Raw genomic sequence first — 13,739 nt, forward strand, 5'->3', positions numbered from 1 at the left:
GGGGGGCCCCCCCCCCCCCACCACCGCGCGCGCGCGCGGGGGGGCGGGCGCCCCCCCCACCGCCGTGCCGCCCAGGGCGTGTTTCGGAGGTCCCGCCCGGCCCGCGGGCGGACGGCGCTACGTCCGGAACACGCCCTCGCCGCTCACGTCACCGCCTGGCCCGACTGTTCCCGGGCCCGCGCCGCCTTCAGCTCGGCCGGGCGCTGCCAGCCGTGCTCGCCCCTGGCCAGCAGCCAGGCCGTCGCCTCGTGGGGCGGCATCGCCGCGGCCACCAGCCAGCCCTGTACGGCGTCGCAGCCCAGGTCCCGCAGCCGCTCCCAGGTCTCGTCGTCCTCGACGCCCTCCGCGACGACCAGCAGGCCCAGGGAGTGCGCCAGGTCGACCGTGCAGCGCACGATCTCGGCGTCCTCGGTGTCGACCGCGAGCCGGGCCACGAAGGAACGGTCGATCTTCAGCTCGCTCACCGGCAGCCGCCGGAGATGGACCAGCGAGGAGTACCCCGTGCCGAAGTCGTCCAGCGACATCTTCACCCCGTGCCCGGTGAGACCGGCGAGGGTGTCGGCGGCGCGCTGGGGATCCTCCAGCAGGACGTGTTCCGTTATCTCCAACTGGAGGGAGCCGGCCGGGACTCCGTGCCGGGCCAGCCGCGCCGCCACCGCGCCCGCGAACCCGGGCGTGTGCACGTCCCGCGGCGAGACATTGACGGCGACCGGCACCATCAGTCCCTGGGATCGCCAGCGGGCGACCTGAGCGAGAGCGGTGTCCAGTACGTACTCCGTGAGGTGAGGCATCAGACCGGAGGACTCGGCGATCGCGATGAACTCGTCCGGAGGGACACGGCCGCGCTCGGGGTGCACCCAGCGCACCAGCGCCTCCAGACCGGCGACCTGGCCGTCGAACCGGACCTTCGGCTGGTAGTGCAGCTCCACCTCCCGCGCGTCCAGCGCGCGGCGCAGATCGCCCAGGAGACCGAGGCGGTCGGGGGTGTTGGAGTCCCGCTTGGACTCGTACACCTCCACGCCCGTACGGTCCCGCTTCGCCTGGTACATGGCGACGTCCGCCCGCTGGAGCAGCCCCTCCGCGTCCAGCGCGTGCTCCGGGTAGACGGCGACGCCGGCGCTGGCCTCCAGGACGAGGGTGAGGCCGTCGAGGTCCAGCGACGAGGAGAGGTCCGCCACGAGATGGCGGGCGACGCGCTGCGCGCTCGTGGTGGAGTCGCACGTCGGGAGCAGTACGGCGAACTCGTCGCCGCCGAGCCGCGCGGCCTCGGCCCCGCGCGGCAGGGCCAGCCTCAGCCGGTCCGCTATCTGCAACAGCAGCCGGTCCCCCGCCATGTGGCCGAGTGTGTCGTTGACGGAACGGAACCGGTCCAGGTCGATCAGGACCAGCGCCGCTCTGGCGCCCTGGCCCTCCGCCTCCTCCAGTGCCGACCAGGTGCGCTCCAGCAGCCACTGGCGGTTGGGGAGTTTGGTGAGCGGATCGCGGAGCTGTTCCTCGGCGCGCGCCCTGGCGATCCAGAGCGTGGAGTCGAGGGCGATCAGCGGGATCGCGAAGAGCGGCAGGAGCACCGGCTGCGACATCGCCACGACGCAGATCAGCGGGGCGATGCCGAGCAGGGCGACGGCGACGAGCCCCTGCCGGTAGAGGGCCGTGCGTCCGGCGGCGGGCAGCCCGGCGCCCTGCGGCGCCAGCGCGTACCAGAGCAGCAGCCGGGTGACGACGAGCTGGGCGCCCGCCGCGAGCACGATCTCCGGAACGTCACCGACGGTCCAGTCGAGCGGCTGCCAGGGATGCTCGACGGTGGGGACCACACCGAACACCGCCAGGGCGAGCGCGGCGGCCCCGGTCCCCAGCAGGTCGGCCGCGCCGTGCAGGACGCCCTGGCGCCAGCGGTGTCTGCGGGCCACGCCGACCAGGACGACGACGGCCAGGCTGACCAGTCCGGCCGCGACCCACCCGTACAGCAGCAGCACGGCGAGGGTGAGGGCCGCGCCGGAGCCCGTCCCGCCCCACCAGCGGTCGCGGCCGAGCGCGACGAGATGGCCGACGATGACGCCGGTGAGGACGGCCAGCGCCCAGCCGGCGTCGGAGCCGGGGAACAGCGCGTGACCGTCCCGCAGTGTCCACACCACGCCGGTCACCAGAACGACAACGGCGAGTCCCACCACCAGAACGGGCGTTCTGACCACCATGCCCCCAAACCCCGCGAAACCGCGCGGGGGTGAGACCGGGGCGGCGCTCTCGGTCGGTTTCATTCCCGTCCCTCTCACAGCCGGCGGAGCCGATGCCACGCGATGGCACGTTGTCGTGCAACACGGCTGGAATCGGACTACTGAGCCGTGTTCGACAGGCGCACATCTCAACAGTAGGCCGCGAAAGGCCTCGACGGGCAGCGCTCTACATCTGTTGCCCGAATGCGACCGGCCCATCCCTATCCATCTGGTATGCGCCGAACGGGTGAGCTTGACGGCCCGAAATCGACGGTGTGACGTCGCGCACCGCGAGGGCGGGACCGCCTCACTCCCCGGGCGGGACCGGAGCCTCCTCGGATGCGGACGGGGTCCCCCCGGCGGGCGGGGCCGACTCCTCGCCGGTGGCGGCCGGTTCCTCGGGGGTGAGCGCGACCTCCTTGGCGGCGTCCGGGCCCTGTTCGAGCAGGACGGTGAGCCCGTCGCCGTCCAGGACCGGCACCTTCAACTGCATCGCCTTGTCGTACTTCGACCCGGGGTTCTCACCGACCACCACGAACGCGGTCTTCTTCGACACCGAGCCGGTCACCTTCGCTCCACGGCTCTGCAGCGCCTCTTTCGCGCCATCGCGTGTGTACTGCTCCAGCGTGCCCGTCACCACGACCGTGAGCCCCTCCAGCGGCCGGGGGCCGTCGTCCTCGCCCGAGCCCTCCTCCTCCATCCGGACGCCCGCCGCACGCCACTTGCGGAGGATCTCGCGGTGCCAGTCGACCGCGAACCACTCCTTGAGGGAGGCCGCGATGATCGGCCCGACGCCGGCGACGTCCGCCAACTCCGCCTCCGTCGCCTCCTCGATACGGTCGATCGAGCGGAACTCCCTGGCCAGCGCCTCGGAGGCGACCGGCCCCACATGGCGCACGGAGAGTCCGGCGATGATCCGGGCGAGCGGACGCTCCTTGGCCGCCGCGATGTTCTCCAGCATCGCGAGGGCGTTCTTCCGCGGCTCGCCCGCCTGGTTGGCGAAGACGGTGGCGATCTTCTCCTCGCCGGTCTTCGGATCCCGCTTGGGCAGACCGCTGTCCTGGTCGAGGACGTACGCCGTGATGGGCAGCAGCCGCTCGATGGTGAGGTCGAAGAGATCGCCCTCGTCCAGCAGCGGAGGAATGGCCGGTTCCAGCGGTTTCGTGAGGGCGGCCGCGGCGACATAGCCGAAGTTCTCGATGTCCAGGCACTTGCGGCCCGCGAGGTAGAACAGCCGCTCGCGCAACTGGGCGGGGCAGGTACGCGCGTTGGGACACCGGATGTCGATGTCCCCCTCCTTCATCGCGCGCAGCGGCGTCCCGCACTCGGGGCACTCGGTCGGCATCACGAACTCGTACGCGTCGTCCGGGCGCAGGTCGACGACCGGGCCGAGGATCTCGGGGATGACGTCACCGGCCTTGCGCAGCACGACCGTGTCGCCGATCCACACGCCCTTGGCCCGCACCACGTCCTGGTTGTGCAGGGTGGCGAACTCGACCTCGGAGCCCGCCACCGTGACCGGCTCGACCTGGGCGTAGGGGGTGACCCGCCCCGTACGGCCCACGCCGACCCGGATGTTCACCAGCTTGGTGTTGACCTCCTCCGGCGCGTACTTCCAGGCGATGGCCCAGCGAGGCGCGCGCGAGGTGGAGCCCAGCCGGCCCTGGAGCGGGATCTCGTCGAGCTTGACGACCACGCCGTCGATCTCGTGCTCCACGGAGTGGCGGTTCTCCCCGAAGTACGCGATGAACTCCCTGACCTCGGCGACCGATCCGACCACCTTGTTGTGGCGGGCGGTCGGCAGTCCCCACTCGCGCAGCAGCTCGTAGGCGTGGGAGAGGCGGTCGATGTCGAAGCCCTGGCGGGCCCCGATGCCGTGCACCACCATGTGCAGCGGTCGCGTCGCGGTGACCTTCGGGTCCTTCTGGCGCAGCGAACCCGCCGCCGCGTTGCGCGGGTTGGCGAAGGGCTTGTCGCCGGCCTCCACCAGACGGGCGTTCAGCTCCTGGAAGGCGTCCATCGGGAAGTAGACCTCGCCGCGGATCTCCACCAGATCGGGGACGCGCTCCCCTTCGAGGCGGTGCGGGATCTCCGCGATCGTGCGGACGTTGGGCGTGATGTCCTCGCCCGTCCGGCCGTCGCCCCGGGTGGCCGCGCGGGTCAGCCTGCCGTGCTCGTACGTCAGGTTGACCGCGAGCCCGTCGACCTTCAGCTCGCAGAGGTAGTGGAAGTCCGGCGTGCCCACGTCCTTGGCGACGCGGTCGGCCCACGCCCCCAACTCCTCGTCGTCGAACGCGTTGTCGAGGGAGAGCATCCGCTCCCTGTGCTGGACCGCGGTGAACTCCGTCTCGTACGCGCCCGCGACCTTCTGTGTCGGCGAGTCGGGCGTGCGCAGCTCCGCGTACGTCTCCTCCAGCGCCTCCAGGGCGCGCAGCAGCCGGTCGAACTCGCCGTCGCTGACGATCGGCTGGTCCTTCACGTAGTACCGGAAGCGGTGCTCCTCGATCTGCTCGGCGAGGAGGGCATGCCGCTCCCGTGCCTCCGCGGGCACCACACTCTGCTGTTCGCCAGCCACCGTCTCGTCCTCCCGATCACCATGGCCCGGTCGTCCGGGACCGTCACTCAGGGTTGTCCGCGAGGGATCTCGCGGCCCTGACGCAGTGCGCCGTCGCGGCGCGCGCGTACGCGGGTGAGGCACCCGCGAGCCCGCACGTCGGCGTGAGCACCACGGACTCCGTCAGAGTCCCCGGATCGAGCCCCAGCCTGCGCCACAGCGTCCTGACACCCATGACGCTACCGGCAGGGTCTGACAACGCGCCGTCGGTGCCCGGCACGATTCCCGCGAAGAGCTTCGTGCCGGCCTCGACGGCCTCCCCGATCGTCTCCTCGTCACGCTCGGTGAGCAGGCCGAAATCGAACGAAACGGCTGCCGCGCCCGCCCGCCGCAGCAGCGCGAACGGCACGTCGGGCGCGCAGGAGTGCACGACCGACGCCCCCGGCGCGAGCGCCGTCAGTTCGCGCAGCGCGCCCTCCACGACCTGCCGGTCCACCGCCCGGTGGGTGCGGTAGCCGCTGGCGGTCCTGACCTGTCCGCGCAGGACGGCGGTGAGGGACGGTTCGTCGATCTGGAGTACGGGGACGGCGCCCGGCACCCGGCGCCGCAGGTCCGCGAGGTGCGCGCCCACGCCCTCCACCAGGGACGCGGTGAGGTCCCGGCAGGCGCCGGGGTCGCCGAGGGCGGACTCGCCCCCGCGCAGCTCCTGGGCGGCGGCGAGCGTCCACACCCCGACGACCTGGACCTTGAGCGGCCCCTGGTACCCCTGGGTGAACTCCTCCAGCGCGTCGAGGTCCTCGCCCAGCCAGGATCTGGCCCGCTTGGTGTCCCGCCCGGGGTGGTCCCCGATGCGCCAGCCGCTGGGCTCGACGCGCGCGTAGATCTCGGCGAGGAGTCCTGCCGTACGGCCGATCATGTCGGCGCCGGGGCCGCGCGCGGGGAGTTCGGCGAGGTACGGGAAGTTCTCGAAGGTGCCGGTGACGGCGCGGGCGGTCTCGCGCGCGTCGCCGCCCGGCATGGAGCCGACGCCGGTGGCGGGCCCCCAGAGGGGGGCGGCGGGCCCGGCGTCGGCCCGGGAGCCCTCGGACGGCCCGCTCATCGGTCCGCTCATCGGCCCGGCCGTACGGTCACGTCGTCGATCTGCGCGTCGCGCGGCAGGTCGAGCGCGGTGACGATCGTCGTCGCGACCGACTCGGGGTCGATCCAGCGGGACGCCTCGTACTCCCTGCCCTCCTGCTGGTGCACCTTGACCTGCATGGGGCTGGCCGTACGGCCCGGGTACACGGAGGTGACCCGGACGCCGTTCGGCCGCTCCTCGTCGCGCACCGCGTCGGCCAGCGCCTTCAGTCCGTGCTTGGAGGCGGCGTACGCGCTCCACCGGGCGTGGGCGCGCAGCCCGGCGCCCGAGTTGACGAAGACGATCTGCCCGTGGGAGACGCGGAGCTGGGGCAGGAACAGCCGGGTCAGCTCCGCGGGGGAGATCAGGTTGACGGTGAGCTGGTCGTGCCAGGTCCTGGGCGTCAGCTCCCCGACCTCGCCCAGCTCGACGACGCCCGCGATGTGCAGGAGCGAGTCGAGCCGGTCGGGGAGGTCCTGCTGGCCCAGCGCCCAGGAGAGCCGGTCGGGGTTGGCGAGGTCGCCGACGAGGGTGCGGGCGCCGGGAAAGGAGCCCGCGAGTTCCTTCGCGCGGCCCGCGTCACGGGCGAAGAGGATCAGGTCGTCGCCGCGTTCGTGCAGGCGGCGCGCGACGGCGGCGCCGATGCCCGAGCCCGCACCGGTGAGGAGATGGGTAGCCATGCGGTCATCGTCGCATCACCGCGGCCCGGTGACCGCACGCCCTCGGCGATCACTGCACGCCGAGCGTCTCCTCCAGGTAGGCGAGGGCGCCGACGCCGTCCTCTGCGAAGAAGACCAGGTCGGTGAGGGGCAGCGGCAGGAAGCCCTCGTCCTCCATCCGCCGGAACTGCTCCTTCAGCCCGTCGTAGAAGCCCGCGGTGTTGAGCAGCACCACGGGGTGGCGGTGCATGCCGTGCTTCTTCAGCTCCAGGATCTCGGTGGCCTCGTCGAGCGTCCCCGTACCCCCGACCATGACCACGACGGCGTCGGACTTGGCGAGCAGCAGCGCCTTGCGCTCGGCGAGGTCCTTCGCGATCACCATCTCGTCGGCGTTCGGCCGGGCCACGGCGTGGAGGAAGTCCACCGACACCCCGACCAGCCGGCCGCCGCCCTCCTGCACCCCGTCGGCGACGACCTTCATCAGCCCGCTGTCGGAGCCGCCCCAGACGAGGGTGTGGCCGCCCTTGCCGATCAGTTCGGCGAATTCACGGGCGGGGCGGGTGTAGCGCTCGTCGAGGTCGGCCGCGGAGAGGAAGACACAGATATTCATGACGCAAACGGTACGTGTGGGGAAGAGCGCGGTGCGGACCGTTGCTGTACGACAGGGAGAGTACCGACACCCCCGAAGGGACCGATCACGATGAGCGCAGGACACCGCATCACGGTCGAGCAGGGCACGGAGCACGTACGCGTCGTACGGGACGGGCAGGTCCTCGCGGAGAGCCGCGCCCCGCTGGTGCTGCGCGAGACCGGCTGCCCGGCCCGCTACTACCTGCCGCCCCAGGACGTGAGGACGGAGCTGCTGACGCCCTCGGAGACGACGACCCACTGCCCGTTCAAGGGCGACGCGTCCTACTGGTCGCTGCCGGACGCGCCGGACCTGGTCTGGGCCTACCCCACTCCGAAGGCCGAAGTAGCCCAGGTCAAGGACCACTTCTGCTTCTACGACACCGAGGTGGTGGCCGCCTGAGAAGGCCGCGGTGGAACCTCCGCGAAAAACTTCCGCCGGGGAGCGATGAGTTGGGCACGGCCCGCCGGTCTGACTCTCCATGGACAACGTGTGCAAGGTGAAGTCGGGGGACGGCACCCCGATCGCTTACCGGCGGTCGGGCGAGGGGCCGCCGGTGATTCTGGTGGGGGGCGCCTTCAGTACGGCGGAGTCGGAGGCGCCGCTGGCCCGGCTGCTGGCGCCGCGCTTCGCGACGATCACCTATGACCGGCGCGGCCGGGGCGCGAGCGGCGACCGCGCCCCGTACGCCGTGGAACGGGAGGTCGAGGACCTGGCCGCACTGCTCGCGGTGGCGGGGGGCAGTGCGGCGCTGTACGGCGTCTCCTCGGGCGGCGCGCTGGTCCTGGAGGCGGTGGCGGCCGGTCTGCCGGTCACGCAGTTCGCGGTGTACGAGCCGCCGTACGCGACGGACCCGGCGGCCCTGCCGGCGAAGGCCGCGTACACGGAGCGGCTGACGGGGCTGCTGGCGCGCGGGGAGCGGGACGACGCGGTGGAGCTGTTCCTGTCCGCCATGGAGCTGCATCCGGCGACGATCGCGGTGATGCGCCGCTCCCCCCTGTGGACGGACCTGGCGGCGGTGGCCCACACCCTCGCGTACGACAACCAGGTGCTGGGCGAGGGGCTGATCCCGGTCCGCCGGCTCGCGGCGGTCACCACCCGCGCGATGGTCGTGGACGGCGGCGCGAGCCCCCCGGTGGTGCGCGACGCGGCGCGCGCGGCGGCCCGCGCGCTCCCCCGCGGCCGGCACCGCACCCTGACGGGCCAGACCCACGAGGTGGCGCCGCATGTGCTGGCACCGGTGCTGGAGGAGTTCTTCGCGGCGTGAGGGCCGTCCGGCGGGGGGCAGGCGGTACGGGGGCGTGTCAGCCCGCCAGCGCCCCCGTACGGCGCTCCGTCGTCGCGATCGTCGCCGAGCCGACGACGCGGGCGCCGTCGTACAGCACGATCGCCTGGCCGGGGGCCACGCCGCGGACCGGCTCGTCGAAGCGGACGTGGAGGGTGCCGTCGACCAGTTCCGCGGTGACCGGTGTCTCGCCCCCGTGCGCCCGGAGCTGGGCGGTGTAGTCGCCGGGGCCGGTGGGGGCGGTGCCGCACCAGCGGGGCTTGAGGGCGGTGAGGGCGGTCACGTCGAGGGAGGCGGCGGGGCCGACCGTGACGCGGTTGTCGACCGGGGAGATGTCCAGGACGTAGCGCGGCTTGCCGTCGGCGGCCGGGTGGCCGATGCGCAGGCCCTTGCGCTGGCCGATGGTGAAGCCGAACGCGCCGTCGTGGCTGCCGATCTTCGCGCCCGACTCGTCGACGATGTCGCCCTCGGCGCGGCCCAGGCGGTCCGCGAGAAAGCCCTGGGTGTCGCCGTCGGCGATGAAGCAGATGTCGTGGCTGTCGGGCTTCTTGGCGACGGCCAGGCCCCGGCGCTCGGCCTCGGCGCGGATCTCGTCCTTGGTGGTGAGCGTGTCGCCGAGGGGGAACATCGCGTGGGCGAGCTGGCGCTCGTCCAGCACGCCGAGGACGTACGACTGGTCCTTGGCCATGTCGCTGGCGCGGTGCAGCTCGCGTGAACCGTCGGCGGCGGTGACGACCGTCGCGTAATGGCCCGTGCACACCGCGTCGAAACCCAGCGCGAGCGCCTTGTCGAGCAGCGCGGCGAACTTGATCTTCTCGTTGCAGCGCAGGCAGGGGTTGGGGGTGCGGCCCGCCTCGTACTCCGCGACGAAGTCCTCGACGACGTCCTCGCGGAAACGTTCCGCGAGATCCCACACGTAGAACGGGATGCCGATCACATCGGCGGCGCGGCGCGCGTCGCGGGAGTCCTCGATGGTGCAGCAGCCGCGCGCGCCGGTACGGAAGGACTGCGGGTTCGCGGAGAGCGCGAGGTGAACGCCGGTGACGTCGTGCCCCGCCTCGGCGGCGCGGGCGGCGGCGACGGCGGAGTCCACGCCGCCCGACATGGCGGCGAGTACGCGCAGGGGGCGCTGGGAATTCTGAGTCATAGCTCAACCAGGGTACGGCCCGAGGGAACCACAGTCGCGCGGATATGCGTTGACGATCATATGGGCGAGAACGAGCAGGGCACGGCAGGCAGCGGCGCGGGGGGCGGCCGCCGGGCGGCCACGCCCCGGGACGGCAAGAAGATCGGCCGCAGAGCCCTGCTGATCGGCGGCGCCGCGACCGTGGTCGGCGGGGGCGTGCTGGCGCGGGACGAGCTGGCCCGGTTCTGGTGGCAGGTGCCGGGCGTCGGGAAGCCCCGCAAGGACGGCGAGCTGGACTACGCCCCCTCGGAATGGGTGGCGGCCTCCTCGGCGAACTGGCGCCGCGCCGACCGGCCCGACGACTTCCGGATCGACCGGGTCGTCGTCCATGTCGTCCAGGGCAGCTACGAGGTGGCGCTGAAGGTCTTCCAGGACCCCGCGCACGGCGCGGCGTCGCACTACGTGGTCGGTGCGGACGGCAAGGTCGCGCAGATGATCCGCGAGCTCGACGTGGCGTACCACGCGGGGAACAGGAGCTGGAACGAACGCTCGATCGGTATCGAGCACGAGGGCTTCGTGGACAAGCCCGAGTCGTTCACGGACGCGATGTACCGCTCGTCGGCGCGGCTGACGGCCGACATCTGCAGGCGCCACCGCATACCCGTCGACCGCGAGCACATCGTCGGCCATGTGGAGGTCCCGGGGACGGACCACACGGACCCGGGTCCGCTCTGGGACTGGGACCGCTATCTGAAGCTGGTGCGGGAGGCGAAGCCGATCCCTTCGCCCTCGCCCTCACCGTCGGGCTCGACGGCGGCACAGGGCGCCTGAGCCGCGCCGGTACGGGCCCACGCCGGTACGGGCCCACGCCGGTACGGGGCCACTCCGCTACGGGCCCACGCCCCGCCGGTACGGACCGCACCGGAGCGCCCGGGAGCGCCCGGGGCGCCGTCTCCGTCTCCGTCTCAGCTCAACTCAGGCCGGCGTTGCGCGCGCGGTCGACCGCCGGGCCGATGGCCTTCGCGACCGCCGCCACATCCGCCGCCGTGGACGTGTGGCCGAGCGAGAAGCGCAGGGTGCCCCTGGCCAGGTCCGGGTCGCTGCCGGTGGCCAGCAGGACATGGCTGGGCTGGGCCACGCCCGCCGTGCACGCGGAGCCGGTCGAGCACTCGATGCCCTGCGCGTCGAGCAGCAGGAGCAGCGAGTCGCCCTCGCAGCCGGGGAAGCTGAAGTGCGCGTTGGCGGCGAGACGGTTCTCGGGGTCACCGCCGAGGACCGCGTCGGGGACGGCGGACCGGACGGCCGTGATCAGTTCGTCCCGCAGGGCGCCGATCTCCCGGGCGAACGCCTCGCGGCGCTGCGCGGCGAGCCGGCCCGCGACCGCGAAGGCGGCGACGGCGGGCACGTCCAGGGTGCCCGAGCGGACATGGCGTTCCTGGCCGCCGCCGTGCAGCACGGGCACGGGGGTGTACTCGCGGCCGAGCAGCAGCGCGCCGATTCCGTACGGGCCGCCGATCTTGTGGCTGGAGACGGTCATCGCGGCGAGCCCGGAGGCGCCGAAGTCCAATGCGGTCTGGCCGAACGCCTGGACGGCGTCGGAGTGCAGCGGAATGTCGAACTCCGCCGCCACCTCGGCCAGTTCCGGTACCGGCAGGATCGTGCCGATCTCGTTGTTGGCCCACATGACGGTGGCGAGGGCCACATCGAGCGGGTTCCGTTCGATCGCCTCGCGCAGCGCGCCGGGCAGGACCCGTCCGTAGGGGTCGACGGGGAGGTATTCGACGGTCGCGCCCTCGTGTTCGCCGAGCCATTCGACGGCGTCGAGGACCGCGTGGTGCTCCACGGGGCTGGCCAGCACCCGGGTTCTGGCCGGGTCGGCGTCGCGGCGGGCCCAGTAGAGGCCCTTCACGGCGAGGTTGTCGGCCTCCGTGCCGCCCGAGGTGAAGACCACCTCGCTGGGGCGCGCGCCGAGGGCCTCCGCGAACGTCTCACGGGCCTCCTCGACGGTACGGCGGGCCCGGCGCCCGGCGGCGTGGAGGGAGGAGGCGTTGCCGGCGAGGCCGAACTGGGCGGTCATCGCCTCGATCGCCTCCGGCAGCATCGGAGTGGTCGCGGCGTGGTCGAGGTAAGCCATGGTGGGCACGATTCTACGAGCGCGGACGGCCGCCCACGCAGCCGGTACAGGCCGGAGTCCTCGCGGACCGGCCGGTTCCGCCCCTCGGACGGCACCTGCCGACCGTGATTCCGCGTTTCCGCGTTTCCGCGCTTCCGCACGGGACGCCGTTCGCCTCGTACGTCAGGCCCGCCGCCGCCCGTGGCGCCGGCGTGCGGGACTCAGCAGCGCGGGACTCAGTCGCGGGGCGCGCGGGCCAGTTGGCGGGACTGGACCACCAGCCGGTCCTGGCTGTCCCAGATCTCCGCGTCCTCCTCCAGGAAGCCGCCGGCCAGGTTACGGGTGGTGATGGCGACCCGGAGCGGCCCCGGCGCCGGGCGGCAGCGGACATGGACGGTCAGTTCGACGGTCGGCGTCCAGCCCCGCAGCCCCAGGTCGAAGGAGGTCGGCGGCAGCGCGTCGACGGTGAACAGCAGCGAGAGCGGATCGGGGTCGCGGCCGTCCGCGAGTCCGAACCAGGCGCGCATCTCGCCCCGCCCGGAGGGCTCGCCGAGCGCCCAGCCGACGGTGGCGGGGTCGATCCGCATGGAGAGCCGGTCGAGGATGGTGAAGTCGCCCTCGGGCGCGGGCCCGTCGGCGGTGTCGACGCACCGTTCCAGCGGCGGCATCTCCGGCGGCTTGGCAGAGGTCCGCACGTCGTCGGGGAGGGCGTCCAGATCGCCGTACGAGGCGAGGAAGCGGATCCGCTCCACCTCGTTCCCGTCCTCCCCGGTCTGGAAGAGGGACGCCTGGCCGGTGGAGAGCGTCCGGCCGGTGCGCAGGGTCTCGGTCCGTACGACGGCCGGTCCCGGCACCGAGGGCGTGAGGTAGTGGGCGGACACGGCGAACGGGTCGGAGTGCGGCAGGGCGTCCCCGAGCGCACGGCCCATGACCGCCAGCAGATAGCCGCCGTTGACGATGTTCATGACGGTCCAGCCCGGGAAGAGCCGTGTGTCGTAGACGCCCGGGGCGCGGAGGGAGACAGCCGTCTCGCGGTCGAACTCGCTGTCCCCGATGGATACCTGTGCCATGGGACGCAACCGTACAACATGACTTTACTAAGCGGTAGCTTAAGCGGGTGAGGGGTACGGGTCCGCCCCGGGCCCGTCGGCGTCACACGGGCTCCTCCGCCGCCGAGCGGCGGTTCCAGGCGCGGGGCGCCCGCCAGTGGAAGCGCATCGCGAGCAGGCGCAGAGCGAACGCGGTCAGGACGGCGATCCCGCTGGTGAGGCCGTTGAGGGCGTCGAAGCGGATACAGAGGGCCACCATCGTGGCGCCGACGATGGCGGGCACGGCGTAGAGGTCGCGGTCCCAGCGCAGCAGCGAGGGCACCTCGTTGGCGAGGACGTCGCGCAGTACGCCGCCGCCGACGGCCGTGGCCATGCCGAGGACGACCGAGGAGGTCAGACCGAGCCCGTACTCGTACGCCTTGGTGGTCCCCGTGACGCAGAAGAGGCCGAGCCCCGCCGCGTCGAAGACATTGACGGCGCCCTGGATCCGCTCGACGTGGGGGTGGAGGAAGAAGACCAGCGCGGTCGCCACCAGCGGCATGGAGAAGTAGCCCAGATCGGTGAAGGCGGCGGGCGGCACCGCTCCGATGATCAGATCACGGAGCAGCCCTCCGCCCAGCGCGGTGATCTCGGCCAGCACCGCCATGCCGAAGACGTCGAAGTTCTTCCGTACGGCGAGCAGGGCACCGGAGATCGCGAAGACGAAGATCCCGACGAGGTCGAGCGCGTGCTGGACGGAGGGCGTGAAAAGGTCATGGAACACCCGGACAGTGTGCCGGTACACGCACATACGGACGAAAACCGGTTCACGGACCGGGACAGGCACCGCCTCGCGAAGCGGAAGCGGAAGCGGGACCTGGACCGGCACCGGCACCGGCACCGGCACGGGAGCGCCGTACCGCCCCTGCCGCCGTACCGCCTCCGCCGCCGTACCGCCCCTGCCCGCCTGCCGCCCGTACCGGCGCCGAAAGCGAGTGGCGCCCGGCGGATTCCCGCCG

12 protein-coding genes are annotated in these 13,739 nt (G+C 72.7%); 3 read left to right on the forward strand and 9 right to left on the reverse strand.

Going from position 1 to position 13,739, the window contains the following annotated elements; translation table 11 throughout:
* Nucleotides 1–143 precede the first annotated feature (143 nt).
* From ACFXPK_RS20510 to ACFXPK_RS20530, 5 genes are all read right to left on the reverse strand, one after another.
* Nucleotides 144–2,255, reverse strand: a complete 2,112-nt coding sequence (locus ACFXPK_RS20510) for a putative bifunctional diguanylate cyclase/phosphodiesterase (protein WP_385077316.1) — start codon at nt 2,253–2,255, stop codon at nt 144–146.
* Nucleotides 2,256–2,517: 262 nt separating this feature from the next.
* Nucleotides 2,518–4,785, reverse strand: a complete 2,268-nt coding sequence (ligA, locus tag ACFXPK_RS20515) for an NAD-dependent DNA ligase LigA (protein WP_385077319.1) — start codon at nt 4,783–4,785, stop codon at nt 2,518–2,520.
* 43 nt (nt 4,786–4,828) lie between these two features.
* Nucleotides 4,829–5,863, reverse strand: a complete 1,035-nt coding sequence (locus tag ACFXPK_RS20520; RefSeq protein ID WP_385077370.1) for a methionine synthase — start codon at nt 5,861–5,863, stop codon at nt 4,829–4,831.
* Nucleotides 5,864–5,871: 8 nt separating this feature from the next.
* Nucleotides 5,872–6,561: an SDR family oxidoreductase gene (locus tag ACFXPK_RS20525; RefSeq protein ID WP_385077321.1), complete on the reverse strand. Its 690-nt coding sequence runs from the start codon at nt 6,559–6,561 to the stop codon at nt 5,872–5,874.
* 49 nt (nt 6,562–6,610) lie between these two features.
* A complete protein-coding gene (locus ACFXPK_RS20530) occupies nt 6,611–7,150 on the reverse strand; it encodes a TIGR00730 family Rossman fold protein (protein ID WP_384993705.1) in 540 nt (179 codons plus the stop codon).
* Nucleotides 7,151–7,234: 84 nt separating this feature from the next.
* Between ACFXPK_RS20530 and ACFXPK_RS20535 the strand changes: the two genes are divergently transcribed.
* Both ACFXPK_RS20535 and ACFXPK_RS20540 read left to right on the forward strand, forming a co-directional pair.
* Nucleotides 7,235–7,570 carry a DUF427 domain-containing protein gene (locus ACFXPK_RS20535; protein WP_384993779.1) on the forward strand — a complete coding sequence of 112 codons (336 nt, stop codon included), beginning with the start codon at nt 7,235–7,237 and terminating at the stop codon, nt 7,568–7,570.
* Between the two features lie 88 nt (nt 7,571–7,658).
* Nucleotides 7,659–8,435 carry an alpha/beta fold hydrolase gene (locus ACFXPK_RS20540; RefSeq protein WP_385077324.1) on the forward strand — a complete coding sequence of 259 codons (777 nt, stop codon included), beginning with the start codon at nt 7,659–7,661 and terminating at the stop codon, nt 8,433–8,435.
* A 37-nt stretch (nt 8,436–8,472) separates the two neighbouring features.
* Here ACFXPK_RS20540 and mnmA read toward each other — a convergent pair whose 3' ends face one another.
* Nucleotides 8,473–9,600 carry a tRNA 2-thiouridine(34) synthase MnmA gene (mnmA, locus tag ACFXPK_RS20545; RefSeq protein WP_384993710.1) on the reverse strand — a complete coding sequence of 376 codons (1,128 nt, stop codon included), beginning with the start codon at nt 9,598–9,600 and terminating at the stop codon, nt 8,473–8,475.
* 60 nt (nt 9,601–9,660) lie between these two features.
* On the opposite strand from mnmA, the gene ACFXPK_RS20550 reads away from it, so the two are divergent.
* Complete coding sequence (locus tag ACFXPK_RS20550; RefSeq protein ID WP_385077328.1) at nt 9,661–10,410, forward strand: N-acetylmuramoyl-L-alanine amidase; 750 nt, start codon at nt 9,661–9,663, stop codon at nt 10,408–10,410.
* Between the two features lie 139 nt (nt 10,411–10,549).
* Here the strand turns inward: ACFXPK_RS20550 and ACFXPK_RS20555 are convergent, their stop codons facing one another.
* The 3 genes from ACFXPK_RS20555 to ACFXPK_RS20565 all read right to left on the reverse strand — a co-directional run bounded on the left by ACFXPK_RS20555 (nt 10,550) and on the right by ACFXPK_RS20565 (nt 13,504).
* Nucleotides 10,550–11,713, reverse strand: a complete 1,164-nt coding sequence (locus ACFXPK_RS20555) for a cysteine desulfurase family protein (RefSeq protein ID WP_385077331.1) — start codon at nt 11,711–11,713, stop codon at nt 10,550–10,552.
* A gap of 215 nt (nt 11,714–11,928) precedes the next feature.
* Nucleotides 11,929–12,762, reverse strand: a complete 834-nt coding sequence (locus ACFXPK_RS20560; protein WP_384993718.1) for a thioesterase family protein — start codon at nt 12,760–12,762, stop codon at nt 11,929–11,931.
* A gap of 82 nt (nt 12,763–12,844) precedes the next feature.
* Complete coding sequence (locus ACFXPK_RS20565) at nt 12,845–13,504, reverse strand: trimeric intracellular cation channel family protein (RefSeq protein WP_384993721.1); 660 nt, start codon at nt 13,502–13,504, stop codon at nt 12,845–12,847.
* Nucleotides 13,505–13,739: the final 235 nt, after the last annotated feature.

Origin of the sequence: Streptomyces sp. NPDC059142 (assembly GCF_042755665.1) — a bacterium.
Classification (GTDB): Bacteria; Actinomycetota; Actinomycetes; order Streptomycetales; family Streptomycetaceae; genus Streptomyces.